General features: G+C 54.1%; 24 protein-coding genes. 8 read left to right on the top strand and 16 right to left on the bottom strand.

Features of this window, described 5'->3' with window-relative positions:
* Positions 1-193: 193 nt before the first annotated feature.
* The 4 genes from RSA72_RS01295 to RSA72_RS01310 all read left to right on the top strand — a co-directional run bounded on the left by RSA72_RS01295 (position 194) and on the right by RSA72_RS01310 (position 3,060).
* Positions 194-1,642 (top strand): leucyl aminopeptidase, encoded by a 1,449-nt coding sequence (locus tag RSA72_RS01295; RefSeq protein ID WP_332621913.1) that lies wholly within the window; start codon positions 194-196, stop codon positions 1,640-1,642.
* On the top strand, positions 1,635-2,042 hold the full coding sequence (locus RSA72_RS01300) for a DNA polymerase III subunit chi (RefSeq protein ID WP_332621914.1): 408 nt from the start codon (positions 1,635-1,637) through the stop codon (positions 2,040-2,042). Before RSA72_RS01295 ends, RSA72_RS01300 begins: the two co-directional genes overlap by 8 nt.
* A 31-nt stretch (positions 2,043-2,073) precedes the next feature.
* Positions 2,074-2,709, top strand: coding sequence for a cell division protein BlhA (gene blhA, locus RSA72_RS01305; RefSeq protein WP_332621915.1), 636 nt, complete (start codon positions 2,074-2,076; stop codon positions 2,707-2,709).
* Between the two features lie 132 nt (positions 2,710-2,841).
* Positions 2,842-3,060 carry a hypothetical protein gene (locus tag RSA72_RS01310; protein WP_332621916.1) on the top strand — a complete coding sequence of 73 codons (219 nt, stop codon included), beginning with the start codon at positions 2,842-2,844 and terminating at the stop codon, positions 3,058-3,060.
* Between the two features lie 84 nt (positions 3,061-3,144).
* Here RSA72_RS01310 and RSA72_RS01315 read toward each other — a convergent pair whose 3' ends face one another.
* From RSA72_RS01315 to glnK, 7 genes are all read right to left on the bottom strand, one after another.
* On the bottom strand, positions 3,145-3,690 hold the full coding sequence (locus RSA72_RS01315) for a VTT domain-containing protein (protein ID WP_332621940.1): 546 nt from the start codon (positions 3,688-3,690) through the stop codon (positions 3,145-3,147).
* Positions 3,691-3,802: 112 nt separating this feature from the next.
* A complete protein-coding gene (locus RSA72_RS01320) occupies positions 3,803-4,462 on the bottom strand; it encodes a riboflavin synthase (protein ID WP_332621918.1) in 660 nt (219 codons plus the stop codon).
* A gap of 25 nt (positions 4,463-4,487) precedes the next feature.
* Positions 4,488-5,780, bottom strand: a complete 1,293-nt coding sequence (locus RSA72_RS01325; protein WP_332621920.1) for a DNA adenine methylase — start codon at positions 5,778-5,780, stop codon at positions 4,488-4,490.
* Entirely contained in the window at positions 5,777-6,865 is a 1,089-nt protein-coding gene (gene ribD, locus RSA72_RS01330) for a bifunctional diaminohydroxyphosphoribosylaminopyrimidine deaminase/5-amino-6-(5-phosphoribosylamino)uracil reductase RibD (RefSeq protein WP_332621921.1), read from the bottom strand. Before ribD ends, RSA72_RS01325 begins: the two co-directional genes overlap by 4 nt.
* A gap of 24 nt (positions 6,866-6,889) precedes the next feature.
* Positions 6,890-7,348, bottom strand: a complete 459-nt coding sequence (gene nrdR, locus RSA72_RS01335) for a transcriptional regulator NrdR (RefSeq protein WP_332621922.1) — start codon at positions 7,346-7,348, stop codon at positions 6,890-6,892.
* Positions 7,349-7,500: 152 nt separating this feature from the next.
* Positions 7,501-8,886: an ammonium transporter gene (locus tag RSA72_RS01340; RefSeq protein WP_332621924.1), complete on the bottom strand. Its 1,386-nt coding sequence runs from the start codon at positions 8,884-8,886 to the stop codon at positions 7,501-7,503.
* Positions 8,887-8,947: 61 nt separating this feature from the next.
* Positions 8,948-9,286 (bottom strand): P-II family nitrogen regulator, encoded by a 339-nt coding sequence (gene glnK, locus RSA72_RS01345; protein WP_004650081.1) that lies wholly within the window; start codon positions 9,284-9,286, stop codon positions 8,948-8,950.
* A 279-nt stretch (positions 9,287-9,565) separates the two neighbouring features.
* On the opposite strand from glnK, the gene RSA72_RS01350 reads away from it, so the two are divergent.
* Together RSA72_RS01350 and RSA72_RS01355 are read left to right on the top strand one after the other, a co-directional pair.
* Positions 9,566-9,793 (top strand): accessory factor UbiK family protein, encoded by a 228-nt coding sequence (locus RSA72_RS01350; RefSeq protein ID WP_332621927.1) that lies wholly within the window; start codon positions 9,566-9,568, stop codon positions 9,791-9,793.
* Between the two features lie 66 nt (positions 9,794-9,859).
* On the top strand, positions 9,860-11,347 hold the full coding sequence (locus RSA72_RS01355; protein WP_332621928.1) for a YifB family Mg chelatase-like AAA ATPase: 1,488 nt from the start codon (positions 9,860-9,862) through the stop codon (positions 11,345-11,347).
* Positions 11,348-11,428: 81 nt separating this feature from the next.
* On the opposite strand, the gene RSA72_RS01360 is transcribed toward RSA72_RS01355, so the two are convergent.
* On the bottom strand, positions 11,429-12,193 hold the full coding sequence (locus RSA72_RS01360) for a TorF family putative porin (RefSeq protein ID WP_332621929.1): 765 nt from the start codon (positions 12,191-12,193) through the stop codon (positions 11,429-11,431).
* Between the two features lie 902 nt (positions 12,194-13,095).
* Between RSA72_RS01360 and RSA72_RS01365 the strand changes: the two genes are divergently transcribed.
* The gene (locus RSA72_RS01365) at positions 13,096-14,367 is read left to right on the top strand and encodes an OprD family outer membrane porin (RefSeq protein ID WP_332621930.1); all 1,272 of its coding nucleotides are present in this window, start codon (positions 13,096-13,098) and stop codon (positions 14,365-14,367) included.
* Positions 14,368-14,457: 90 nt separating this feature from the next.
* Here the strand turns inward: RSA72_RS01365 and ppa are convergent, their stop codons facing one another.
* The gene (ppa, locus tag RSA72_RS01370) at positions 14,458-14,994 is read right to left on the bottom strand and encodes an inorganic diphosphatase (protein ID WP_068908012.1); all 537 of its coding nucleotides are present in this window, start codon (positions 14,992-14,994) and stop codon (positions 14,458-14,460) included.
* A 117-nt stretch (positions 14,995-15,111) separates the two neighbouring features.
* Positions 15,112-15,510 carry an MAPEG family protein gene (locus RSA72_RS01375; protein ID WP_332621932.1) on the bottom strand — a complete coding sequence of 133 codons (399 nt, stop codon included), beginning with the start codon at positions 15,508-15,510 and terminating at the stop codon, positions 15,112-15,114.
* A 105-nt stretch (positions 15,511-15,615) separates the two neighbouring features.
* Between RSA72_RS01375 and RSA72_RS01380 the strand changes: the two genes are divergently transcribed.
* The gene (locus RSA72_RS01380; RefSeq protein WP_332621933.1) at positions 15,616-15,996 is read left to right on the top strand and encodes a hypothetical protein; all 381 of its coding nucleotides are present in this window, start codon (positions 15,616-15,618) and stop codon (positions 15,994-15,996) included.
* Positions 15,997-16,040: 44 nt separating this feature from the next.
* Here RSA72_RS01380 and RSA72_RS01385 read toward each other — a convergent pair whose 3' ends face one another.
* From RSA72_RS01385 to RSA72_RS01410, 6 genes are all read right to left on the bottom strand, one after another.
* A complete protein-coding gene (locus RSA72_RS01385) occupies positions 16,041-17,717 on the bottom strand; it encodes an AMP-binding protein (RefSeq protein WP_332621934.1) in 1,677 nt (558 codons plus the stop codon).
* Positions 17,718-17,868: 151 nt separating this feature from the next.
* Entirely contained in the window at positions 17,869-20,088 is a 2,220-nt protein-coding gene (gene parC, locus RSA72_RS01390) for a DNA topoisomerase IV subunit A (protein ID WP_332621936.1), read from the bottom strand.
* A gap of 226 nt (positions 20,089-20,314) precedes the next feature.
* Positions 20,315-21,634: a niacin transporter NiaP gene (gene niaP / locus RSA72_RS01395; RefSeq protein ID WP_332621938.1), complete on the bottom strand. Its 1,320-nt coding sequence runs from the start codon at positions 21,632-21,634 to the stop codon at positions 20,315-20,317.
* A gap of 128 nt (positions 21,635-21,762) precedes the next feature.
* Positions 21,763-22,407, bottom strand: coding sequence for a trimeric intracellular cation channel family protein (locus tag RSA72_RS01400; RefSeq protein WP_068907999.1), 645 nt, complete (start codon positions 22,405-22,407; stop codon positions 21,763-21,765).
* Positions 22,408-22,468: 61 nt separating this feature from the next.
* On the bottom strand, positions 22,469-22,936 hold the full coding sequence (locus tag RSA72_RS01405; RefSeq protein ID WP_332621561.1) for a YchJ family protein: 468 nt from the start codon (positions 22,934-22,936) through the stop codon (positions 22,469-22,471).
* 75 nt (positions 22,937-23,011) lie between these two features.
* A complete protein-coding gene (locus tag RSA72_RS01410; RefSeq protein WP_332621559.1) occupies positions 23,012-24,595 on the bottom strand; it encodes a TerC family protein in 1,584 nt (527 codons plus the stop codon).
* Positions 24,596-24,705: the final 110 nt, after the last annotated feature.

A 24,705-nucleotide genomic window follows, 5' to 3' on the forward strand; every position in this document is an offset into this window, starting at 1 on the left:
CCACTTGCTTGACCAGATAACGCCGAATAATCAAATTAATTCTTCCAAAAAAGAGAGGGAATAAAACTAGCGCTAGTTTACCCGAATGCTGAAAATATAAAACCTATACCCTTGCCGCACATTGAAACCCTATTCATTAAAATGTTTCAATGGTTTAATGGTTTGAAAATTTTAAAAGGCACGAACACCGTCTATGAAACTAACAATTAGCACGTCCTTCCAAGCGCATGCGTCCAGCCCGTATTTGCTGATACTGGCCGATTCTGAACAGGTTCAAAATGCTGCCGATTTATATCAAATCAAAAACTTAGACAGCATTATTGAGGCTGCGCAATTCAAGGCCGGCCTGAATGAAATTCTGGCGCTGCTGGATTCAGCCCCAGCCTGCCGCAGCAGCGCGCTGGCCGGCATCGGCAAGGCCGCTGAATTAAAGCCGGCGCAGCTGGCAAAAATTGCGCAAACAATTATTAAAGCCTCACAAAAAAAATTCCAGCAGATCAGCATTGATATTTCTGCGCTGCCGCAGCAGCTGCATTACTTATTTGCATTAAGCCTGACGCAGGCCGCCTACGCTTTTGATGAATACAAGTCAAAAAAGAATGAATTCGCGCTGCAGCAGGTCAATTTAATTGCCGGCCAAACCGCGCTGACTGAACAGCAGCTCAGCCTGATCACCGCCATTCAGCAGGGCCAGAACTTCGCCCGCGATCTGGGCAACCGCCCGGGCAACATCTGCTTCCCGGAATATCTGGCGGAACAGGCGCTGGCTTTAGCGGCCGAGTTTCCAGAGCTGCTGCAGGTGACGGTGCTGGATGAAGCGCAGATGGCGGAACTGGGCATGGGCGCTTTCCTTGCCGTCAGCAAAGGCTCAGCGCGTCCGGGGCGCATCATTACCCTTGAATATTCAGCCGGCCGCCAGGAAGCGCCGGTGGTGCTGGTCGGCAAAGGCGTGACTTTTGACACTGGCGGCATTTCGCTGAAGCCGGGCCTGGGCATGGATGAAATGAAATTCGACATGTGCGGCGCCGCCTCCGTGCTGGGCGCGCTGCGCGCGCTGTGCGAAGCCAAACTGCCGATTCATGTGGTGGGCGCAATTGCAGCCGCTGAAAATATGCCGTCCGGCCATGCCACCCGCCCGGGCGACATTGTAACGACCATGAGCGGGCAAACCGTTGAAATTTTAAACACCGATGCCGAAGGCCGCCTGGTGCTGTGCGACACCTTGACTTACATCAAGCGCTTCAACCCTGCGCTGGTGATTGATATTGCGACCTTGACCGGCGCCTGTGTCGTGGCTTTAGGCTCAGTGCTGACCGGCCTGTTCACCCCGGATGATGAACTGGCGGCTGAACTGGCGGCTGCCGGCCAGAGCGCTTTTGACCGCGTATGGCGCATGCCGGTGATTGACGACTATCAGGAGCAGCTGGACTCGCCATTGGCCGATATCGCCAACATCGGCGGCCCGAAAGCCGGTTCTGTAACCGCCGCCTGCTTCCTGCAGCGCTTTACCCGCGACTACCGCTGGGCGCATTTGGATATTGCCGGCACAGCATGGAACTCCGGCGCGCAGAAAGGCGCAACTGGCCGCCCAGTGCCATTATTGATGCAGTTCCTGGCCAGCCGTGTGCAAGCGAATGGCTAAGCTCAGCTTTTACCTGTTTGAAAAAAGCCCTGAGCGGCAGGCCGAAAGCGCCTGCCGCCTGTGCCGCAAAATTCTGCGCCAGCCGGAGCGCATCTGGCTGTGGTGCGGAGATGCCGGCCTGCGCCAGCAGCTGGATGAGCGCCTGTGGAGTTTTGACGCCGCGGGCTTTATCCCGCACGGCATCGACCAGCAGGATGCGCAGGTCTGCATTTCCGCGCAGCTGCCGGCAGCCGCGGATTGGATCGTGTTTAATTTTAACAATCAAGCGCTTGAACAGTATGCAAAATTTAGCCACATTATCGAAATTATTGAAAACAATGAACCGGCTAAAATCATTGGCCGTGAAAAATTCAAGCAGTACCGCCGCTGGGGCATTGAACCGCAGACGTTCAAGCTCTAGGCGCCTGATTCATACTTAAGGAGATGCCGCCGTGGCATTAAATGTTGGTCCAGACTTCAAGCAGCGCTGGCTGAACGTGCCTGACGCAGTGCGCCAGACCTTTATTGATGACCTCGGGCGCATCTGCGGGGTGCTGCAGCCGGACAGCGATATTCAGCACTGGCTGGAAACCGATCAAGAGCAGCAGCAGCTGTCTTTGCAGCGGATTGAAGCCGCCTATGCGCAGCGCAAGGCGCAGCTGATTGAAGAGGCGCGCATCCGCAGGCAGCAGGCGCTGGAGCGCTCGCTGCAGGAAAAGCGCGCGGCGCAGCAAGCCTATGCGGAACAGCTGCAGCAGGATGAGCTGCGCCGGTTTGCCGAGCAGGCGCACACCTTGGCGCTGATCCGCCAGACCGTTGAGCATGACACCCTGACCTACACCTCGCGCTACCATAAAAACCCGGAAGGCAGCCCCTTTAATTTCGCCAAAGGCTTAGCGGTCGCTGATCATGAGATGCTTTCCGAGCTGGAAAGCGTGCGCATCCGCCTGGAGCTGGAGGCGGAAACCCAGATTGAGCAGGCTGTAGCCGCTTTCCGCGCCAAGCTGCAGGCAGCGGCGCAGGAAGAAATTGACTACATCCTGAAAAATTCAGATTTTTCCAGCGAAATAGCTGAAAATAAATCATAAGCTGCAGATTTATAAGCCAATGTCATAAAAATGACATATTTTTGCAGCACGATGTTCATATCCGCCCGGCAGCGCCAAGCGCCGGGCTCTCTCCTTTACCGGCGAATGCACCGTTTTGATCAGGAAACAGCTATGGACATCTTGAACCGAATTACCCGCAAAATTGCCGCCTTGCCTGCCGGAGAAGAATGCATCATCAGCGCGCAGGAACTATGGCTCAGCCGCGCTGATTTTCAGTCAGTCTCCGCATTTTTATCCCGTGAATCGGAAAAAGGCAACTTTTCAATCGCGGCTGCGGAAGATGCGCCGGCCCGCATCGGCAGCGCTTCGCTGCTGGTGACCAAGCATTAAAGACATAAAAAATTTTTAAATATTATTTGAGGGTGAGGAAGTCCGCTGCGGCGGGCTTTTTTTATTGCGCAGGCGCCTGGATGTTCAGACCAGATCCGCCACAGCGGAAACCGTATGCCCCAGGCCGTAGCCGATGCCGAGCAGCAGGCCCAGCCAGATCAGGCCGCCCACCACATTGTAAAAAGTGAAAGTGGTGATATTCATGTGCGCGGAACCGGCGGCAAAAGGCGCAAAAGAGCGCACGAAAGGCACAAAGCGCGCCATTAAAATGGTTTTGCCGCCATGCTTGACGAAATAGGCATTGGTTTTCACCATATAGGCTGGCTTAAAATAGCGCGCATGCTGATTGAAAAATTTCAGCCCCAGCAGGCTGCCGGTATAATAATTGACGGTATAGCCCAGCACCGAAGCGGCGAACAGCAGGCTGAACATATAATGCAGATGCACAGCGTCCGTCGTGGAGCATAAAGCGCCGACGGCGATCAGCAGGCTGTCTCCGGGCAGGAAGAACATGAACACTGAGCCGGTTTCCGCAAAAATCACCAGGAATAAAATCGCGTAAATCCATACGCCGTATTGTTCCAGCAGCATGGGCAGCCATTGCTCAAGGTTCATCAGGAAATCAATCATCGGCACCGGTCCAAATCATCTGTTCAAGTTCATCACGTGCAGCATTATGACCCGAAAATAAAAAAACAGTCTAATTTTTCAACCAGACTGTCCGTTTTATGTTCACTGCCGCTTATTTCAGGAAGCCATTCTCAGCCAGAAAATCCATGCTGATTTTTGACTGCTGGGTGGCTTCAGCGGCCTTGTCGCCCAGCAATAGGCGCTCAATATAGCGCGCCAGCACGTCCACTTCCAGATTGACTTTAGTTCCGGCTTTCCAGGTGCCGATATTGGTGCGCTCTGCGGTATGCGGAATCAAGTTCAGGCTCAGCACGCTGCCGCGCAGGTGGTTGATGGTCAGGCTGATGCCGTCTACCGTTACCGAGCCTTTTTCCGCCAGATATCTGGCAATAGCAGCCGGCGCGGCCACTTCATAATAGATCGAGCGCGCATCTTCGCGCACTACGGTAATCTCCCCGACCGCATCGACATGCCCGCTGACAATATGCCCGCCAAAACGGGTGGTCGGCAGCATGGCTTTTTCCACATTCACCGGCTGGCCGACTTTCCACTGGCCTAAAGTGGTGCGGTTCAGGCTTTCGCGCGAAACATCGGCGGCGTACCAGCTGTCGCCCCACTCAATAACGGTCAGGCAGATGCCGTTGGTGGCGATGGAATCGCCCAGATGCACATCCGACATATCCAAACCGGTTTGAATGCGCAGGCGCACATCGCCGCCAACGCTTTGTATGCTTTCAACTTTGCCTAAACTTTCAATAATGCCTGTAAACATAGCGGTACTCGATAATGTATGGATTTTACCACAGCGCCAATTGCGTGCTGACACCCGTGGTGTCTACACCGCCCAGCTCTGCGAAATGATGCAGCTGGCCTAAAAGCTGGCGGATCGGCGGCCCGGATTTGGCGTGCGTATCGGTAATCACGATAAACTCCAGCACGCGCGCGCGCTCAGACTGGCGCTGCTTGCTGACCCGGTAGCGCGGCACGTCCTGCGTCAGCAGCGTTACCCTGCCGCGCTTTAAATTGGCCTGCAGCAGGTCGGCAGCTTCAATATTGCCGTCCGTAGAATAGCTGGTCAGAATAAAGCGCGCATTAATTGTTTCCAGCAATTTTTCATAAGCTTCTTTGGCATGCTTGGAGGAATTATACGGGCTTGGGCGCTCTTTGCGCCATGCGCGGTCAATCCCGCTCTTAAAGCCTTTGGTGTCCGGAGTCGGCAAATCGGCCTGATCCCACAGCGTCAAGGCATTCAATACGTGGTAGTTGCTGCTGTAGGCATGCTGGTTATACGGCGGGTCAAGATAGGCCACATCCACTTCAAAGCCGCTCATCTGATTGGCCAGATGCTGCGCATCGACACACCACATTTCAGCTGCCGGGCGCTTGGCATCGCCAATTTCACAGAAGCGGCTTGGGGTCAGCCACAGCAGCGATTCAATGCGTTCCAGCGCCGTTTGGGTTTTGCCGCCCCAGCCGTGGTGGAAGCTTTTGAATACCCCGCTGGTGTTGCTGACAAAACTGGCGGAATACAGCAGCGGCGCCAGCAGCGCGCTCATCTCGACATCATCAATCGCGCCCTGCGCCTGCCATGCGGCGATCTGCTGGCGGATCGCATCAATGCGCATGCCGTTGCGGCGCTTGAAGAACAGCCGGTCACGGGCAGGGTCATAAATTTCGTCGTTGCGCGGGCACAGATTATGCGTCACCCAGCCTTTAACTTCGGGCAGGCGGTTCAGATAATCAATGGCTTTCTGATAGCCGCCCAGTTCCTTAAATGCCGGCGCATCGGTGCAGGATAAAATCGCGCTGTTCAAGGCATGGCTGTAGGGTTCCCAGTCATTGGCAATCACCCGGTAGCCGTTTTGCCGGGCAAGGCGCGAAACCACCCCGGAGCCGGCAAAAAAATCGGCAAAAATCGGCGCGCGGCCATCTTCACGGTTCAGCGTTCCAGTGCTTTCCAGCGCCTCCAAAATCAGATGCAGCAGGCGGCGCTTGTTCCCCAAATAAGGAACCAGCTGATGGAACAGGTATTCATCGGTAGTGCGGGCCGCATGGCGGCGCTTGTGATAAACCGGCGACTCTGGATTCATAGCGTCTCTTGTGAAGGAATGAGCCTTAAGCGCACATCTTCACCCACTTGCGTGACGTCGATGAGCTTAAAGCGGAGCTGCTCTGCCATGCGGCTGAAATCCGCATTGAACATTGCGCGCGCTGAACGGCCTAAAAATACCGGCGCAACATAGCTGATTAATTCATCGGCTAAATTTTCCTGCAAAAATGCAGTCGATAATGTCGCGCCGGCTTCCACCAGCACATCATAAATCTGATGCTGCTGCGCCAAAGCCTGCAGCAGCACTTTTAAAGGCTGCACGGCAAATTGCGCAACGCCTAAATCGGCAAGCTCCTGACGGAATGGCCCCATCACCATCACCTCTTCAGGCTGCGCTAAAATTTTCGCCGTCAGCGGCAGGCGGCCTTGGCGGTCTAAAATCAGCCGTTTCGGCTGCACCGCATGCGCAGCCGATGCATGGCCTTTCAGCTGGCGCACATTCAGCCGGCAGTCATCGGCTAAAACGGTGTTGATGCCGGTAATCACCGCGCCGGAAATGGCGCGCCAGTGCTGCACATCCAGACGCGCTTCCGGGCCGGTAATCCATTTCGATTCGCCCGAAGCCATCGCCGTGCGGCCATCCAGGCTGGAGGCGATTTTCAGGCGCACATAAGGCATGCCGGCAGCCATGGCTTTGAGAAAGCCCAAATTCAGCTGATGCGCTTCTTCCCAGCAGACGCCGGATTCAACCGCAATGCCTGCGTCCCGCAGGATTTGCATGCCTTTGCCGGCCACCAAAGGGTTCGGATCCGGACAGGCCACCACGACCCGGGCGACTCCGGCCTCGACCAGGCCTTTGGCGCAGGGCGGCGTGCGGCCGTAATGCGCGCAGGGCTCTAAAGTGACATAAGCGGTCGCGCCGCGCGCCAATGCGCCGGCCTGGCGCAGGGCAAAGACTTCCGCATGCGGCTGGCCTGCTTTGGGATGAAAGCCCTCGCCAGCCAGCTGGCCGTCTTTGACAATGACGCAGCCGACATTCGGGTTGGGCTTCGTGGAATACTGCCCAAGCCGCGCCAGTTCAATGGCGCGCTTCATCCAGATTTGGTCTTGGCTTAACTCAGGCATGCAAGGCGCTCATTCGTTGAAAATTCAGTGTTCACGCTGCTGCATTTGCTCAATCTGGCGCCGGAAGGCTTCAACATCCTGAAAGTCCTGATATACCGATGCAAAACGCACATAAGCGACATGATCCAAAGCGAACAGCGACTGCATGACGATTTCGCCAATGGTGCGGGATTTGACATCGCGCTCGCCCAGGCGGCGGATCTGCAGCTGAATGTCGCTTAAAACGGTTTCAATCTGCTCCTGCGTGACCGGGCGCTTCTGCAGGGCATGCATCAGTGAGCGGCGCAGCTTGGCCTCATCAAAGGGTTCGCTTTTGCCGTCGGACTTAATCACGCGCGGCATGACGACTTCATAGCTTTCAAAAGTGGTAAACCGCTCGCCACAGCTGATGCACTCGCGGCGGCGGCGGATTTGGCAGCCTTCCGCAGCCAAACGCGAATCGATCACTTTACTGTCTGCAGCGTTGCAGAATGGACAATGCATAGCGGTTTAATTGAACAAATCCTGACGGATTCAAAGTGTAGCAAAAATTATGCGCTTTGTAGAGCATTACGCAATATATGGAAAAAAAACAGCCCTTTCGGGCTGTTTTACACAATATATTGATATTGCAGGGCGGCGGCTGCGCGGGATGCTTATTCTATGCGCTCGCCGTGCTGGCTCAAGTCCAGCCCCATGCGTTCATCATCGGAGCCGACACGGATGCCGATCGCCAGATCAATCACTTTCAGGATTACGAAAGTCAGCACAGCGGAGTAAGCGGCGGTGGCCAAAACGCCTTCCACCTGCACCCATAATTGATGCATCACATCCGTTGGCGCCTTATCGCCCATAATGAACGGGCTGGCGAAAAATGCGGTTAAGATCGCGCCGACAATGCCGCCGACACCGTGCAGGCCAAAGGCGTCTAAAGAATCATCCGCTTTCAGCGCGCGTTTCAAGGCGGTAATGCCCCAGAAGCACACCACGCCGCCAATCAGGCCCATGGCCATCGCGCCGCCGACAGTGACAAAACCGGCTGCCGGCGTAATCACCACCAGGCCTGCGACTGCGCCGGATGCGCCGCCCAATACCGATGATTTGCCGCGCACCACTTTTTCAGTAATCAGCCAGGCCGCCGCGGCTGCCGCGGCCGCCACTTGAGTCGCCACCAAAGCATAGCCTGCTGAGCCGTTTGCGCCCAGAGCTGAACCGCCGTTGAAGCCGAACCAGCCCACCCAGACCAGGCTTGCGCCAATCACGGTCAGGGTTAAGTTATGCGGCGCCATAGACTCGCGGCCCAGGCCCATGCGCTTGCCCAGCATGTAGGCAGCCACCAGGCCTGCAACGCCTGAGTTGATATGCACAACCGTGCCGCCGGCGAAGTCCAGCGCGCCGTCGCTGCCGAGCCAGCCGCCGCCCCAGACCCAGTGGGTAACCGGCGCGTACACAACGACCGACCAGACGGTAATGAAAGCCACGAAAGCGCCGAATTTCATGCGTTCCGCAATCGAACCGGTGATGATCGCCACGGTAATGATGGCAAAGGTCATTTGGAAAATAACAAACAGAATTTCAGGAATGGTTCCGGTCAGCGCATCTGTGGTAATGCCGGCCAGCATCAGCTTGTCCAGGCCGCCGATAAATGCATTGCCCTCGCCGAACGCCAGCGTATAGCCAACCGCCACCCAGGTAATGCTGACAATGGCTGCCGCTGCAAAGCTGTGCGCCATCGTGCTTAAAACGTTTTTCTTGCGCACCATGCCGCCGTAGAACAGCGCTAAGCCCGGAATGGTCATGAGCAGAACCAGCGCGGTGGAAACCAGAATCCAGGCGGTGTCGCCGCTGTCCAGTTTCGGTTCTTCCGCTGCAGGCGCTGGCGCGGCTGCAGCCGGCGCTTCCGCTGCAGGAACTAAAGCAGCGCCATCAGCCGATGCGGCAATTTCTGAAGAGGCTGGCGCTGCTGCGGCTTGTTCAGCCCACGCAGCAGAGCCGCCTAAAAGTGCGCCAGACAAACTGAGCGCAAGCAGTATTTTTTTCATTCGTATCCCCCAACCTTATTTTGTGAGTTATTAGCTACTCAGCAAACTCCGTGCCAATCTCTTAGACTGCATCAGCGCCTGTTTCACCGGTACGGATACGGATGACCTGCTCTAAATTGGTGACAAAAATTTTGCCGTCACCGATCTTGCCTGTGCTGGCGACACGGGTGATGGATTCAATTACTGAATCGACCATTTCATCGCTGATCGCAATTTCGATTTTTACTTTAGGCAGGAAGTCCACCACATATTCCGCGCCGCGGTACAGTTCCGTATGGCCTTTCTGGCGGCCAAAGCCTTTAACTTCAGTGACGGTGATCCCTTGAACACCAATTTCAGAGAGCGCTTCGCGCACGTCATCCAATTTAAAGGGTTTTACAATTGCAGTTACGAGTTTCATGTCTGTTTTCCTTCGGCTTACTTCACCTGTAAGGTTTTATGTTCAATTTTCATGCCAAAGCTGCTCAGGTCGGGGGAAATGAACCGCCATCGGCATGAGTTTTATTTATAACCTATTTTAAGCGCTGAATGCTGCTTTTACAGGCGAAAAATAGACATATTTATCATAAGTATTGCCATTGCAGCGCTGGCAAGGCGCCATAATTTTATGTCAAATGCTATAGTCTCGCGCGGGGCAATGCTACACTGCCCGCTTATCTGCATTAGATGGACATAAAAAATGATTGAAACGCTACTGCACGCCATTTTGGAACAGGTTGAGCAGCCTAAAAAAGATCTGGAGCACAACCTGCGCGCCCTGCTGAATGAAGCGGTCAGCAAAATGGATCTGGTTTCCAAAGATGAAATTGAACGCCAGCGCACCGCGCTGAATAGCGCCAATGCGCGCTTAAATGAGCTGCTGAAGCAGATTGAAGCGCTGGAACAGCAGCTTAAGAATAAAAAATAAGCACTTCTTCGGTGCAGCATAAGACGCATAATGATTAAAAAAAATGCACTATAATGGAACAACAAAATGTCTTTTGCCAAAATTTATACCCGCGGGCTATTGGGCCTGCATGCCCCGCTGATTGAAGTTGAAGTCCACCTCAGCCACGGCCTGCCCTCCTTAACCATTGTCGGCCTGGCCGAAGCGGCCGTGCGTGAAAGCAAAGACCGCGTCCGGTCGGCTATTATCAACAGCGGCTTTCAGTTTCCCGCCAAGCGCCTGACCATCAACCTTGCCCCGGCGGATTTGCCCAAAGACGGCTCGCGCCTGGACTTGCCGATTGCGCTGGGCATCCTGATCGCCTCCGGCCAGCTGCCGGAACAGGCTGCGGAACAGCTGGAATTTACCGGGGAACTGGCGCTGGATGGGCATTTGCGCCCGGTCAGCGGCACGCTGAGCATTGCGATGGCCTGCCAGCACGCGCAGCGCCAGCTGATCCTGCCCGAACAGAATGCGCAGGAAGCCGCGCAGCTGCCGGACTTTGCCGTCTTTGCCGCCCGGCACTTAAAGGAGGTCTGCGAGCATCTGCGGCAGACTGCGCCGCTGGCTCAGTATGCATCCCCCGGCCGTTCAGGCATTGCCGGCTGCAGGTTTGACCTGGCCGATGTCAAAGGCCAGCTGCGCCCGCGGCGCGCTTTGGAAATCGCCGCCGCCGGCAGCCATTCCCTGCTGTTCAGAGGCCCGCCCGGCACCGGAAAAACCCTGCTGGCCTCGCGGCTGGCCGGCATTCTGCCGCCGCTGAATCTGCAGGAAAATCTGGAAGTCGCCAGCATTTACTCCATTGCCGGCGCCAAGCATGATTTTGGCCAGCGCCCGTTCCGCGCCCCGCACCATACGGCATCCGCGATTGCGCTGGTCGGCGGCGGCTCCAATCCCAAGCCGGGAGAAATTACTTTGGCGCATTTGGGCGTGCTGTTTTTAGATGAGCTGCCGGAATTTGACCGCAAAGTGCTGGAAGTCCTGCGCCAGCCCCTGGAGGCTAAAGAAATTGTGATTTCCCGCGCCTCGCGGCAGATGACTTTTCCGGCCAATTTCCAGCTGATCGGCGCTATGAACCCCTGTCCCTGCGGCTACGCCTTTAATCAGGATGCGCGCTGCCAATGCTCGCCGGACGCCATTAAGCGCTACCAGAACCGGATTTCCGGGCCGCTGCTGGACCGCATTGACCTGCATATTGATGTGCCGCCCCTGCAGGCGTATGAACTGCAGGATGCGCAGCCGGCTGAATCATCTGGCCAAGTCCGTGAACGGGTACTGCAGGCTTATCAGCTGCAGATGGAACGGCAGCAGATGGCCAATATGGCGCTCAGCCCCAAGCAGCTGGAGCAGCATGCGGTTTTGGACAGCGCAGCCCAGAACATGCTGCATATGGCGCAGCAGCGCCTGAATCTGTCTGCCCGCGCCTACCACCGCGTGCTGCGCGTGGCCCGCACCATTGCCGATCTGGCGCAAGCTGAAAACATTCAGAACCAGCATCTTTCCGAAGCGCTCTCTTACCGCGGGCAAATGCCCTGACTGCTGTGTGTAAATCGTCTTTCGGCCAAATAAAAAAGCCTCCAGAGAACTTCTCTGGAGGCTTTTTCAGCATTCAGCAGTTTAGAAGGTTTTGGTCAAGGTAAATACCGCGCCGGTTTCTACGCCGCGGGATGTAGGCTCATAAGCGCCATCTGTATCCATATTGGTGCCCACGGCAGCCAGTTCGGCGGTTGCGCCGGGAACTGATTTAAAGCCGTAAGTCAGGCCAACTTTCCAGTCCACATAGTTATCATCGCCATTGAATGAGTATTTTGCTGCATCATCAACCGCTGTATAGCCAACATTTGCAACCCCGCCGAAACCGCTTGAGCCGAATGGAACCGAGTAGCCCACATTGATATTCCAGCTGTCTGTGCTCACGCCCCCATAATCATTGGTATAGTTCAGATTGGTCAGCAGGCTGTCGCCTTCCGCAATTGCATTGGCGAAGGTCAGTTTTCCGTACAGCTCGGCCCAGTTGAGATCGCTGGCGCTTGGATAGTTATAGTACAGCACGCCGACATCCAGCACCGGCTTGCTGCTGAAGCTTTCCAGCTTTACTGCATAGCCGATTGAAGGGTCCAGTTCCAGGCTTGGCGTGCCGCTGCCGAAATTCACATTGGAACCCCAAAGCCCAAAATATAAGCCCGAAGCATGCCCCAGCGTAAAGCCGCCCTGCAGCGCAGGATCATTTTGAGTTTGCGTTACGCCGCGGAAGCGGTAGTCTGTTGTCAGCGCAGCATTGCCGCTGAAAGACAGGCCGAACGGCAATGCCGGCGCTTCTTCAGCAAATACAGCGCCAGAGGCTGCAGTTAAAGCCGCGGCAGCAAATATTTTCTTCAACATTTCAGGATCCCCCAATAGATTTTATTGACTTAAATAGCTATATAGCTATTAGCAAGCGCTGTGCCAACTTCAATCAGCTTCTGCAAAAAAGCGCCGCAGCTTGATGGAAAATCCGCAAAATCTAAAAATAACAAATTGTTTTTAAAAAATTTAATAAACTCATGCGCCCTTTAAGCGCGCCTGTCCGCCTAAGCGCAGTCTGGGCGCGGCAAATCCGGCGCCATTCAGTTTCCGCCCCGGCGCCGGCCAGCGCCATGGATAAAAAAACGCCTCTTTTTGAGTATGTTTTTTCACCAAACCTTGAGGCGCCGCACAAAAAAAGCGCACAGCCTTGCATTGATGCATATGAGGCCGCTTAGGATCCTGAATTCTAGCGGGGGATAAGAAATTGCCGTTTAAGCCATGGCCAGCCGCAGAATTCAGCCACAATTCACATAATTCATGGCCCTCAGCCAAGCAGCAGAATACAGCCTGCTTCAAACCTGAATTTTTATACTTTTTTTTAAAATAATTTGCATCGGCTGGCTATTTTCAGGTTCATCCGCAGCTGCAGCTCATAAGCCTGGCGCATAGAGTTTATGGCGATTTAATCTTCAGCTCAGCTGCGCTGAAAGCCCCGCAGCGCAGGCTTTTGATCAGATATTCGCCATTCAGTTGCGCCTGAACAGGCGCAAAACCGGGCGATTGTCAACCAAAAGTGAAAATTATGCTTTTGTTTTTACTAAAAATTCAAAGCAATAAATTTTTTAAAAAATTTCAGCGATATAAGCATGCATGCAGTTCATCTGAAAAGCGCATAACTTTAGTGTAATAAAGTCAATAAAAATGGTATGTTTTTAATTGATACTTATACAATTCAACTGCTATTTTACTATATCTTTTTTGCATGAGGCGCTCTCCCAATGCTAAAACCGCAACAGCTTACACTCGCGTTACTGATTAACGCTGCTTTAATTTCTACTGTATATGCAAGTGAACAAAGCGAAGCTAAAGGCTTTGTTGAAGATGCTGACGGCTCCGTGCTGTTCCGCACCGGCTATATCAACCGCGATAAAAAGCAAGGGGACGACCAAAGCTCATATGCGCAAACAGCAATTGTCAAGCTTGATTCCGGTTATACCAAAGGTATTGTAGGTTTTGGCGTGGGCGCTGTCGGTGACGGCTCTTTTAAATTGGGCAGCAACAACAACCATGCCAACGAAATGATCCCTTCGCATAACGATGGCTCTGCGTATGACCATTGGGCGCGCGGCGGCGCCAATGTAAAAGCGCGCATTTCCAATACTGAAGTGCGCTACGGTACGCAGATTTTAGACTTGCCGGTTCTTGCCAGCAACACCGCACGTTTAGTGCCTGAATATTTTGAAGGCGTGCTTGCCACCAGCCGTGAAATTAACGGCCTGGAACTGACAGCCGGTAAATTTACCAAAGATCAAATGTCGCACCAGATCAATACTGACGGCAACCATTTAGACCGCGCTGTGGTTTGGGGCGCAAAATACAAATTTAGCGATACCCTGAATGCCTCTTACTATGGCCTGGACAGCAAGAATGCGCTTGAACGCCATTATGTCAATGCCAACTATAAGCAAGCTTTGGCTAACGGCAGCTCTTTAACATGGGATGTTAGCGGCTACCATACAGAATTTGATAAGGATGCAAGCACTTATTCATACACTACAGCGGCCAAACCTGAAGACCGCAAAAATAATATTTGGGCAATCTCAAGCACTTATAATCAAGGTCCGCATAATGTCATGCTGGCTTACCAGCAGAACTCAGGCAATGTCGGCTATGATTATGGCCAGAATGCCGACGGTTTCCAAAGCATCTACCTGCCAAACTCTTACCTGTCTGACTTCGTCGGCAACCATGAAAAATCAGCGCAAGTTCAATACAACTTGGATTTCGGCAAATTAGGCGTTCCGGGCCTTAACTGGACCACTGCCTTTGTATATGGCTGGGATATTAAAACCAGTGCAGACACAGAAGCGCAAGAGCGTGAATTCTTTAACCAAGTGAAATACACGGTGCAAAGCGGTTTTGCCAAAGACGCCAGCCTGCGTGTGCGCAATTCCTACTACCGCGCAAGCGACAGCTATCAGCGCAATACGTATATCGGCGACACCAATGAATGGCGCCTATTCCTTGATATCCCTGTGAAATTGTTTTAATTCCCGGTGAATTAAGGCGGTAAAAAAACCTGCACAGTGTGCAGGTTTTTTTTATTCAGGCTTTGCAAAGCAAGCCGGAATTCAAAGCAATTATTTATTTGCTTCTTTATAGGCTTCGATTGAGCTCAGGACTTCCTGCTTAGCGACTTCAGAACCTTCCCAGCCGCTGAGCTTAACCCATTTGCCTGCTTCAAGGTCTTTATAATGGGCAAAGAAGTGCTCAACCTGCTTGATCAGCAGCTCAGGAAGGTCGGTGTATTCCTGAACATCTTTATACAGCGGCGTTAATTTTTCGTGCGGCACTGCAATCAGTTTCGCATCAATGCCGCCGTCATCTTCCATATTCAGCTTGCCTACCGGGCGGCAGCGGATCACTGAACCCGGCTCTACCGGATGCGGCGTGACCACTAGAACGTCTAACGGGTCGCCGTCAAGAGACAGCGTGTTCGGCACATAGCCGTAGTTCGCCGGGTAGAACATTGCCGTGCCCATGAAACGGTCTACGAATAATGCATCCGAATCTTTATCAATTTCGTATTTGATTGGCGCTGCGTTTGCAGGAATTTCAATGATGACATAGATGTCATTTGGCGCATCTTTACCCGCTGGGATATTGCTGTAGCTCATAGCATTGCTCTTTAACTAGTTGAATCTTTTAAACCGGCACAATTATAACGGTTTTTGCGCATTTTTTTTTGCTTTTGCATTTCTGCATCAAAATTTTCGCCGGAACCTGAACGTGGCTTAAGTTATTTTAATAATGATCAGCAGCAGGCAGACTGGGCAAAGCATGGACAGTGTCCAGACAATTGAGCGCAAAGCGGCCCAATCGGCCAAATAGCAGATGCCGTAAACAATCCGCAGCGCAATATAGGCGATGCCCAAAGTCATGATAAACGTTTGCGGAATCACCATGTACTCCGCCATTAAAACCGCGCCAACAAATAAAGGTAGGCTTTCAAAACTGTTCTGCTGCGCAGCATGCGCGCGGCTGGCCAGGCCCGTTGCCCGGGCCATAAATTCCCTTGGGTTCTGATTGTCCCGTGCGGTAAAGCCTGCAGCCTTTTTTGCAATGAAGGTAAAAACATAAGGCAGTAAGCAGGCGCCTAAAATGAGATAGATGATCCCACTTATGCTGTGCATGCGTTTTTTCTCTGAAAGATTTTATAAGCGCCATCATAGCATGGCAATTCAGCAATAAATTCTGTTAAATAGGGTGTTTTCATTAATTATGCAGGTAGGCCGGATATGGTCAGTCCAGATCAAAAAGAAATGCTCGATGTGCTGGAACAGCAGCGCCAGAATCAGCTGCAGGTTGACCGTGTTTTAAAAATTGTCATTCCAGTAACTGCTTTCCTGCTGACTGTCATTTGCGCCAATATGAATATCTGGTCCACCATTTTCACCTTCATTGTGCTGTGGGTGGCCTTCTATGCGGTATCCATCAAGCGCTGGCCCCTGTGGCACTGGGCAATTGCCATTGCCGTCTACTGCATCATTGACAATGCGCTCAGCCACGGCGCATTCAAGCAAAGCCAGTTTGGCCTGCAGTTTGGCGCCATGTTTATTTTTCTGGGAATTTTTGGCGTGGGCCGGCGCTATTTTGACCGCTGGCTGATGAAGAAATAAGCATAAAAAAAGCGCCCGGAGGCGCTTTTTTTATGCTGCATGAATTAGGCTGTTTTGCGCAAATCCTTGCGCAGGATTTTACCTACGTTGGATTTCGGCAGTTCATCCATAAATTCAACATAGCGCGGGCGCTTATAGCCTGTTAAGTTTTCTTTGGCGAATGCCAGCACTTCTTCTGTGGTCAGTGACGGATCTTTTTTCACCACAAACAGCTTCGGTACTTCGCCTGATTTCTCATCCGGCACGCCAATCGCAGCCACTTCCAGCACTTTAGGGTGCTGCGAAACAACTTCTTCAATTTCAGACGGGTAAACGTTAAAGCCGGACACCAGGATCATGTCTTTCTTGCGGTCAACAATTTTCACATAGCCGCGCGGGTCCATAACGCCGATGTCGCCGGTGCGGAAGAAGCCGTTGAACATGACTTTTTCAGTTTCGTCCGGGCGGTTCCAGTAGCCCTTCATCACTTGCGGGCCGCGGATTGAAATCTCGCCCTGCTCGCCCAGCGCCACTTCATTGCCGTCATCATCCAGAATCGCCACTTCAGTCAGCGGCAGCGGAATGCCGATGGTGCCGCTGAACTCCATGGATGCCGGCGGGTTCGCCGTTGCAACCGGCGAAGTTTCCGACAGGCCATAGCCTTCAATAATGTTGGTGCCGGTGACTCTTTTCCAGGCTTCCGCAGTGGATGCCAGCACCGCCATGCCGCCGCCCATCGCCATCTTCATTTTGCTGTGGTCCAGCTGCTTGAATTCTTCATTATTCACCAGCGCATTGAACAGGGTGTTCACTGCTGGGAAGAAGGTTGGCTGGTACTTGCGCAGCTCTTTAATCACCGCAGGCAGGTCGCGCGGGTTTGGAATCAGCACGTTGGCTTGGCCTTTGTACATGCCGTAAAGCGCGCACACCATGAAGGCAAAGATGTGATACAGCGGCAATGCGCAGAAAATCCGGTCGTCCGGCTGGCCGTCCTGATTGCCGAATTTACTTTGGAAAATGCCGTCGCACTGCAGCATATTCGCTACCAGGTTGCGGTGGGTCAATTCCGCGCCTTTCGACACGCCTGTGGTGCCGCCGGTGTACTGCAGCACCGCGGTATCGCTGAGCGTCAGGTTCGGGCGCTTGTAATTGCCAGCGCTGACTTTAGACATGGCAGCGTTAAAGCGGATGTGGCCTGGAATGTTCCATGCCGGAATCTGCTTGCGCACAGAGCGCAGCACAAAGTTGACTAAAGTGCCTTTCAGCGCGCCCAGCATATCGCCGACTGACGCCACAACCACATGCTTCACCGGGGTTTTGCCGATGATGGCTTGATAGACCGAAGCGAAGTTTTCAATAATCACCAGCGCTTCCGCGCCTGAGTCATTCAGCTGATGCTCCAGCTCGCGCGAGGTATACAGCGGGTTGACGTTCACCAGAACCAGGCCGGCGCGGAACACCCCTAAAGCGACAACAGGATACTGCAGAACGTTCGGCATCATTACAGCAACACGCGTGCCTTTGGCCAGGCCTAAGCTCTGCAGGTAGGTGGCGAATTTGCGGCTGGCTTCATCCAGTTCACTGAATGTCAGCACTTTATCCATAAAAATGAAGGCTTCACGTGAGCCAAATCTTTGAAAGTTGCGCTCAAAAATATCAATCAGCGATGTGTTTTCCGGCGGCAATTCTACAGTTTCCGGAATACCTGTTTTCCGGTATTCAGCGAACCAAATTTTTTCCATAGCGCCCGATTCTCCTGTCAGTAATCCTTAATAATTCAACTGTTTTTCTCAATATCAGGCAGCTCATTATTTAACTTGTTTGCGCCTAATATTGCATCCATTTCACGAATACTTTGCATATATAACGTATTTCGATCCATGGATGCTAGCATTATCTTTGAATGAACAGTTTATTTGCTTTTTGATAGCCGCGCGGCAGCAGAACGCCTTTCGAAGCGCGCTTGCCGATGTATTTCTGCAGGTCACCGCCCTTCAGCTTCAACTGCTGCTGACCTGCAACCAATTGAATTATTTCATCTAAATTCAATACCGTCATGCATGCAAGCTGCTCTTCAGGCTCCAGCTGCATCAATTTATTACCTTTGCCTTTATTCAGCGCCGGCAGTTCCGCCAGCTCAATCAGCAGCAGGCGCCCTGCTGAACTGAGCAGCGCAAGATGCGTGAACTGTGCAGCGGCCTGCAGATTCAGCGGCTGCGCGCCGTCAGGCAAACTCAGGAAGGCTTTGCCGGCTTTGGCATTGGTATCCAGCTGCCTGGCTTGAGTTTTAAAGCCGTAGCCTTTGCTGCTGACCGCCAAAAGCTCGGCGTCATCTTCGGCAATCAGCACCTGCTTAAAGCCGACGCCGCTGGCGGGCGCCAGTTTTGAACTGAGCGGCTCGCCCAGGCCGCGCGCCGAAGGCAGCGTATTGATGGCTAAAGCATAACTGCGCCCGGCATCATCCAGCACATACACGCGCTGATTGGACTTGCCCTGCGCATGGCTGAGGTACTGGTCGCCGGCGCGGAAGTTCAGGCTGGCCGCATCCACATCATGGCCTTTAGCCGCGCGGATCCAGCCGGCTTCAGACAGCACCACGGTGACCGGATCTGCCGGCAGCATGTCCTGCTCATTAATCGCCTGCGCGTCTTCACGCTTCACCATAGGCGAACGGCGGTCATCGCCGAATTTCTTCGCATCTTCCTTCAGTTCGCCGATGATCAGGCTTTTCAAAGACTCAGGATTGTCCAGCTGCTCGCGGATAATAGCCGCTTTGGCTTCCAGTTCGTCCTGCTCGCGGCGCATTTCCATTTCTTCCAGTTTGGCCAAATGGCGCAGCTTGAGTTCCAAAATAGCTTCGGCCTGAATTTCATCAATATTGAAGCGCTGCATCAGCACCGGCTTGGGCTGGTCTTCTTCGCGGATGATTTGAATCACTTCATCGATATTTAAAAACGCGGTGATCAGGCCCTGCAGAATATGCAGGCGCTTTTCAATTTTGCTGAGGTGATGCTGCAGGCGGCGCGTCACGGTGTTTTTGCGGATCTCAATCCATTCCAGCAGAATGCGCCGGATGGATTTCACCTGCGGGCGGCCGTCCGCGCCGATCATGTTCATGTTGACGCGGTAGCTGGATTCTAAATCCGTCGTCGCGAATAAGTGGCTCATCACCGCTTCCGCATCAATGCGGCTGGAGCGCAGCACAATCACCAGGCGCGTCGGGTTCTGATGATCGGACTCGTCACGCAGGTCGCTGACCAAGGGCAGCTTTTTGGCCTGCATCTGATCGGCAATCTGGGTAATGACTTTGGAGCCGGACACCTGATATGGCAATTCCGTAATCACAATTTCATTTTTTTCAATGCTGTATACGGCACGGGTGCGGTAGCTGCCGCGGCCTGTGGTTTGAATTTTCAGTAATTCCGCAGGCGCGGTAATAATTTCCGCCCTGGTCGGCAAATCCGGCGCGGGAATGTATTCCGCAACTTTTTCATCGCTCAGATTCGGGTTGCGGATCAGCGCAATGGTGCCTTTCACCACTTCGCGCAGGTTGTGCGGCGGAATATCCGTCGCCATGCCGACCGCAATGCCGGTGGTGCCGTTGAGCAGGATATTCGGCACGCGCGCAGGCAGATTCACCGGCTCTTTCATCGAGCCGTCAAAGTTGTCCTGCCAGTCGCAGGTGCCCTGCCCCAATTCGGCCAGCAGCAGGTCGCTGTAGGCCGACAGCTTGGCTTCGGTATAGCGCATGGCCGCGAAGGATTTCGGATCATCCGGCGAACCCCAGTTGCCCTGGCCCTCAATAAAAGGATAGCGGTAGCTGAACGGCTGCGCCATCAGCACCATGGCTTCGTAGCAGGCAGAGTCGCCATGCGGGTGGTATTTACCCAGCACGTCACCCACGGTGCGCGCAGATTTTTTCGGCTTGCCGGTTGGCTTCAGGCCCAGTTCGCTCATGGCGTACACGATGCGGCGCTGCACCGGCTTCAAGCCGTCGCTGATATGCGGCAATGCGCGGTCCATAATCACGTACATGGCGTAATTAAGGTAAGCTTGTTCGGTAAATTCCGCTACGGAACGGTTTTCTGTCGCATGATGCGCAAGGCTCGTCATAACAACCTGCAGTCCTGATCAAATATTTTTTCTTGGGTTCTTATGCTATGTCGCGCCTGCTCCCGGCACAAGGGCCGGAGCGGACGCGCCGCGACAAATCATGTCTTATGGCGGATCTACTGCCGTAAAATTATCCATTTTCCGGGAAATGTTCAACTGCTTATTTTGTTATTTTAACGGCGGAGGGCGGCGCAGGCGCCAATGCGCAGGGCCGCGCCATTGCGGCTTATAAGCCAATCGACTCCAGCGTCTTGCCTTTGGTTTCTTCGCCCAGCACTAAAATCACCGCCGCCACCGCCAGCAGCACCGCGGTAAACATGCTGAATACATAGCTGAAGCCGTTTTCCAGCACCATCATATGGGTCACCGCCAAAGGCGCCGCGATGCCGCCGATGCGCCCGATGGCCGCCGCCCAGCCTGAGCCGAAGGCGCGGATATTGGCCGGATACTGTTCCGGCGTATAGGTGTAGAGCACGCCCCATGCGCCCAGGTTGAAGAACGACATCAGGCAGCCCCAGAGCACAATCAGCGCCACCGTGTCCGCCTGCCCGAAGCAGTAGGCGGAAATGGCGCACATGCCGATAAAGCCGGCCAGCGTCGCTTTGCGCCCCAGCTTTTCCACCAGCCAGGCGGCGGCGATATAGCCCGGCAGCTGCGCCAGAATCATCACCAGCACGTATTCAAAGGACTGCACAATGCTGTAGCCCTGCTTCACCAGCAGGCTCGGCAGCCAGGTGAAAATGCCGTAATAGGAATACACAATGCCGAACCAGATCAGCCACAGCATGAGGGTGCGGCGCGCAAACACGCCGGACCAGAGCTGGCGGAATGAGATGCTCTGCTTTTCCGCAACCGGCTTGACCTGAAAAATTTCAATGACTTCCACACCGCATTGCGCTTCAATCCTTTTCACCAGAGCATGCGCTTCATCCAGCCGGCCGCGGTTGATTAAATACGGCACCGACTCCGGCACCATTTTCCAGATCACAATCGCGTACAGCGCCGGCAGGCCGCCGACCAGAAAGGCCGCATGCCAGTCATAATGCGGAATAATAAAATATGAAATCAGCGCGGCGCAGAGCCAGCCCAAGCCCCAGAAGCTTTCCAGCAGCACAATGAAGCGCCCGCGCACCTGCGCCGGAATGTATTCGCTGACCAGCGTCACCGCTACCGGCAGCTGGCCGCCCAGCCCCAGGCCCACCACAAAGCGGAACGCCAGCAGCCAGGCCAGATTCGGCGCAAAGGCGCAGGCCGCGGTGGCGATGCTGTAAAGCACCAGCGTAGCGGCGAAAACGGTTTTGCGCCCGATGCGGTCGGCCAATGCGCCGGAACACACGGCGCCAACCGCCATGCCGACAAAGCCGATGGACACCACCCAGCCTTTTTCTGCCGGGCTCATGGCCCAGTCTTCGGCCATTTTCGCCAGAATAAAGGAAATCAATCCGGTATCCATGGCGTCAAACATCCAGCCCAGTCCAATAACCCACAGCAGGGTGTAGTGGAACTTGCCGACCGGCAGGCGCTGTATCCGCGATACTAAATCCATAACGGTTTCTCTGCATCAGGTGAAAGTGGGAGATGCTGCTTTCACAACAGGAGTTATAGTTTTGCTTATTTTAATGCTGTTCAGCAAAGCCGGCTGCATTCAGGAATTAAGCGCCGGCCCTGCGCAAATCAGGCTTCATCCTTGGAAGAGGCCGACTGCGCATCATCATCCTTATAAATGAATTTCGGCATTTCCAGCCCGAAGTAAATCGCGATGCAGCGCAGCGAAAAGCCGAAGATCAGCGTGGAAATCACGGTGATTTCCAGCGACAGGCCGCCATTGATGCAGAGCCAGTAGAAAATCACCGCCACAAAGGAAATTGAAGCGTACAGCTCGCGCCGGAACACCAGCGGCACGTCGTTGCACAGAATATCGCGCAGGATGCCGCCGGACACGCCGGTCAGCACGCCGGCAACCGCCGACACCACAAAGCCGTGGCCCATCTGCAGCGCAATCTGGCAGCCGATGATGGTGAAGCCGATCAGGCCCAAGGCGTCCAGCAGCAGGAAGATGGAATGCAGGTGCTTCATCCATTTGGCAATCAGAATGGTGACTAAGGCTGCGCAGCAGGTCAGCACCAGATATTCCGGATGCTTGACCCAGGTCAGCGGATAATGCCCGAGCAGCACATCGCGCACCGAACCGCCGCCCAAGGCCGTTACGCATGCAATCAGAATTACGCCAAACCAGTCCATGCTGCGCCGTCCGGCCGACAGCGCGCCGGTCATGGCTTCCGCCGTAATTGCAATAATATAGATAACCGTAAGCAGCATTTCCCTTCATCCGCTGATGGGTAAAAGATGTGCGCTATTTTAAGCCATCTTCAGAAAAAAACTACAGGTATTGCGCGCAGCACTGCTTAAATTTTTTGCCTGAAGCGCAAATGCAGGGCTGTTTCATGCCGGTCTGCAGCGCTGCGGTCGGGTCAAGGAAGTACCAGGCGCCACCCTGCCTGACGAAATGCGAGACTTCATGATGCGCCTGCGCCTGCCGGCCGTCATGGTAATGCGCCCTGAATTCCACCTGCGCGTGGGTTTTATCCAGCTTTTTATTGGCCTGAATAATCTCCAGCCGCAGCCAGCGGTTCGACTTGCTCCAGTCGGCAATTGCAGGCACATCCAGGGCCGGCTGCTGGCCCAATGCCGCGGTTTTCACAATGTAATCGATTTCATGCTTGGCGAAAGCGCTGTAGCGCGAGCGCATCAGCTGCTGCGCGCTTTGCGCCTGAGCCAGCCCCGCATGCAGGGGCTGGCAGCAGCCGGCATAGCTTCCTTGGCCGCAGGGGCAGTGCATTTCCGGCATCATCATCTCAAATTAAAAATAGCCCGTATTGCGGGCTATTTTAGCGCAATCCTGCGCCGGGTTCAGCCTGAAGGCTTAATTTGGGCGCAAATTGCCGCCCACCGGCGTGACATGGACTTTTTCAATCTTATGCCCGTCCATAGTCACTACTTCAAAAATATGGCCGTCGGCGCTCAGCTTGGCGCCGTTTTCCGGCAGGCGCCCCAAATGGAACAAGATATAGCCGGATAAAGTTGAATACTGCTCCGATTCATCCACCAGATCGCGGCCCAGCAGCAGCGACACATGACGGATATCGGTCGAGCCTTCCAGCATCAAGGTGCCGTCTTCCAGGCTTTCGGCGGCGGTTTCCAGCTCGTCTTCATCCGGGAACTCGCCGGCAATCGCTTCCAGCACATCAATCGGCGTGGCGATGCCTTCAATCGAGCCGTATTCGTTCAGCACAATCGCCATCTGCAAAGGCGCCTGGCGCAGCTGTTCCATCACCATCAGCACCTGCGCATTTTCATGCACAATGACCGGTTCGCGCAGATGCTTTTCAAAGTTCAATACGCCGGTTTCAATGTATTCGTTCATGACTTTATGCGTCAGCACAATGCCGGCAATATTGTCCAACTCACCGCGCGCGATGATCAGGCGCGAATGGGTCATGCCCAGCAGCTGGTGCTTAATCGCGGCTTCATCTTCTTCCAGGTCAATCCATTCCAGCTCCGGGCGCGGCGTCATCACCGACTTCACCGGGCGCTCAGACAGGCCCAGCACGCCCTGCACCATCACGCTGTGGTACACGCCATTGTCTTCGGCAAAAACTTCATCGGCGAAAGCGCGGGTGGCCAGCACATCTTCCTGCTCATGTTCATGGCTTTCCGAAGTGCTTTTACCGCCGAGCATGCGCATCACCGCTGAAGCGGTGCGGTAGCGCAGGTCGGTCGTGGTGACGGTTTTTTCCTGATTATGGCGCATGGTCTGGTTCAGGAATTCAATCAGCACTGAGAAGCCGATGGCCGCGTACAGGTAGCCTTTCGGAATGTGGTAGCCGAAGCCTTCCACCACCAGCGAGAAGCCGATCATCATCAGGAAGCACAGGCAAAGGATCACCACCGTCGGATGGCGGTTGACGAAATTCATCAGCGGCTTGGAAGCCCAGAGCATGATGCCGACGGCAATCACCACCGCAATCATCATCACTGACAAATGCTTCACCATGCCCACTGCGGTAATCACGCTGTCCAGCGAGAAGACCGCATCCAGCACCACAATCTGAATGATCACCATCCAGAAGGCCGCATGCGCCGGGCTTTCTTCCTTATGCATGGGCCTGTGCTCCAGGCGCTCGCGCAGCTCCATGGTGCCTTTGAACAGCAGAAATACCCCGCCAAACAGCAGGATTAAATCCCGCCCGGAAAAAGGCTGAGCAAAAATATGGAACAGCGGGCTGGTCAGCGTGACCACCCATGCAATCGAGGCCAGCAGCACCAGGCGCATGCACAGCGCCAGCAGCAGGCCCACAATCCGCGCGGTATTGCGCTGTTCCGGCGGCAGCTTTTCCGCCAGAATGGCAATAAAGACCAGATTGTCAATGCCCAGGACTATTTCCAGCACCACCAAAGTCAGCAGGCCAACCCAGGCCGAAGGATCAGACATCCATTCAAAGATCATGCGTGCTTCTCCTGAGCGCGGCGCAGGCTGGCATGGCTTTGCGGAATATTCAGATAAGGGAAGGCGCGCGCCAAGGCGCCGGCTGGATTAAGTTCCAAGGAATGCATTAA

Origin of the sequence: Acinetobacter sp. (genome assembly GCF_036659555.1) — a bacterium.
In the GTDB taxonomy this organism is placed as follows: domain Bacteria; phylum Pseudomonadota; class Gammaproteobacteria; order Pseudomonadales; family Moraxellaceae; genus Acinetobacter.

What these genes read in the sequence shown, in the direction of transcription:
- RSA72_RS01295 (WP_332621913.1), top strand. Translation starts at nt 194, where the DNA reads ATGAAACTAACAATTAGCACGTCCTTCCAAGCGCATGCGTCCAGCCCG.
- RSA72_RS01300 (WP_332621914.1), top strand. Translation starts at nt 1,635, where the DNA reads ATGGCTAAGCTCAGCTTTTACCTGTTTGAAAAAAGCCCTGAGCGGCAG.
- RSA72_RS01310 (WP_332621916.1), top strand. Translation starts at nt 2,842, where the DNA reads ATGGACATCTTGAACCGAATTACCCGCAAAATTGCCGCCTTGCCTGCC.
- RSA72_RS01315 (WP_332621940.1), bottom strand. Translation starts at nt 3,690, where the DNA reads ATGATTGATTTCCTGATGAACCTTGAGCAATGGCTGCCCATGCTGCTG.
- RSA72_RS01320 (WP_332621918.1), bottom strand. Translation starts at nt 4,462, where the DNA reads ATGTTTACAGGCATTATTGAAAGTTTAGGCAAAGTTGAAAGCATACAA.
- RSA72_RS01325 (WP_332621920.1), bottom strand. Translation starts at nt 5,780, where the DNA reads ATGAATCCAGAGTCGCCGGTTTATCACAAGCGCCGCCATGCGGCCCGC.
- ribD (WP_332621921.1), bottom strand. Translation starts at nt 6,865, where the DNA reads ATGCCTGAGTTAAGCCAAGACCAAATCTGGATGAAGCGCGCCATTGAA.
- nrdR (WP_332621922.1), bottom strand. Translation starts at nt 7,348, where the DNA reads ATGCATTGTCCATTCTGCAACGCTGCAGACAGTAAAGTGATCGATTCG.
- RSA72_RS01340 (WP_332621924.1), bottom strand. Translation starts at nt 8,886, where the DNA reads ATGAAAAAAATACTGCTTGCGCTCAGTTTGTCTGGCGCACTTTTAGGC.
- glnK (WP_004650081.1), bottom strand. Translation starts at nt 9,286, where the DNA reads ATGAAACTCGTAACTGCAATTGTAAAACCCTTTAAATTGGATGACGTG.
- RSA72_RS01350 (WP_332621927.1), top strand. Translation starts at nt 9,566, where the DNA reads ATGATTGAAACGCTACTGCACGCCATTTTGGAACAGGTTGAGCAGCCT.
- RSA72_RS01355 (WP_332621928.1), top strand. Translation starts at nt 9,860, where the DNA reads ATGTCTTTTGCCAAAATTTATACCCGCGGGCTATTGGGCCTGCATGCC.
- RSA72_RS01360 (WP_332621929.1), bottom strand. Translation starts at nt 12,193, where the DNA reads ATGTTGAAGAAAATATTTGCTGCCGCGGCTTTAACTGCAGCCTCTGGC.
- RSA72_RS01365 (WP_332621930.1), top strand. Translation starts at nt 13,096, where the DNA reads ATGCTAAAACCGCAACAGCTTACACTCGCGTTACTGATTAACGCTGCT.
- ppa (WP_068908012.1), bottom strand. Translation starts at nt 14,994, where the DNA reads ATGAGCTACAGCAATATCCCAGCGGGTAAAGATGCGCCAAATGACATC.
- RSA72_RS01375 (WP_332621932.1), bottom strand. Translation starts at nt 15,510, where the DNA reads ATGCACAGCATAAGTGGGATCATCTATCTCATTTTAGGCGCCTGCTTA.
- RSA72_RS01380 (WP_332621933.1), top strand. Translation starts at nt 15,616, where the DNA reads ATGGTCAGTCCAGATCAAAAAGAAATGCTCGATGTGCTGGAACAGCAG.
- RSA72_RS01385 (WP_332621934.1), bottom strand. Translation starts at nt 17,717, where the DNA reads ATGGAAAAAATTTGGTTCGCTGAATACCGGAAAACAGGTATTCCGGAA.
- parC (WP_332621936.1), bottom strand. Translation starts at nt 20,088, where the DNA reads ATGACGAGCCTTGCGCATCATGCGACAGAAAACCGTTCCGTAGCGGAA.
- niaP (WP_332621938.1), bottom strand. Translation starts at nt 21,634, where the DNA reads ATGGATTTAGTATCGCGGATACAGCGCCTGCCGGTCGGCAAGTTCCAC.
- RSA72_RS01400 (WP_068907999.1), bottom strand. Translation starts at nt 22,407, where the DNA reads ATGCTGCTTACGGTTATCTATATTATTGCAATTACGGCGGAAGCCATG.
- RSA72_RS01405 (WP_332621561.1), bottom strand. Translation starts at nt 22,936, where the DNA reads ATGCCGGAAATGCACTGCCCCTGCGGCCAAGGAAGCTATGCCGGCTGC.
- RSA72_RS01410 (WP_332621559.1), bottom strand. Translation starts at nt 24,595, where the DNA reads ATGATCTTTGAATGGATGTCTGATCCTTCGGCCTGGGTTGGCCTGCTG.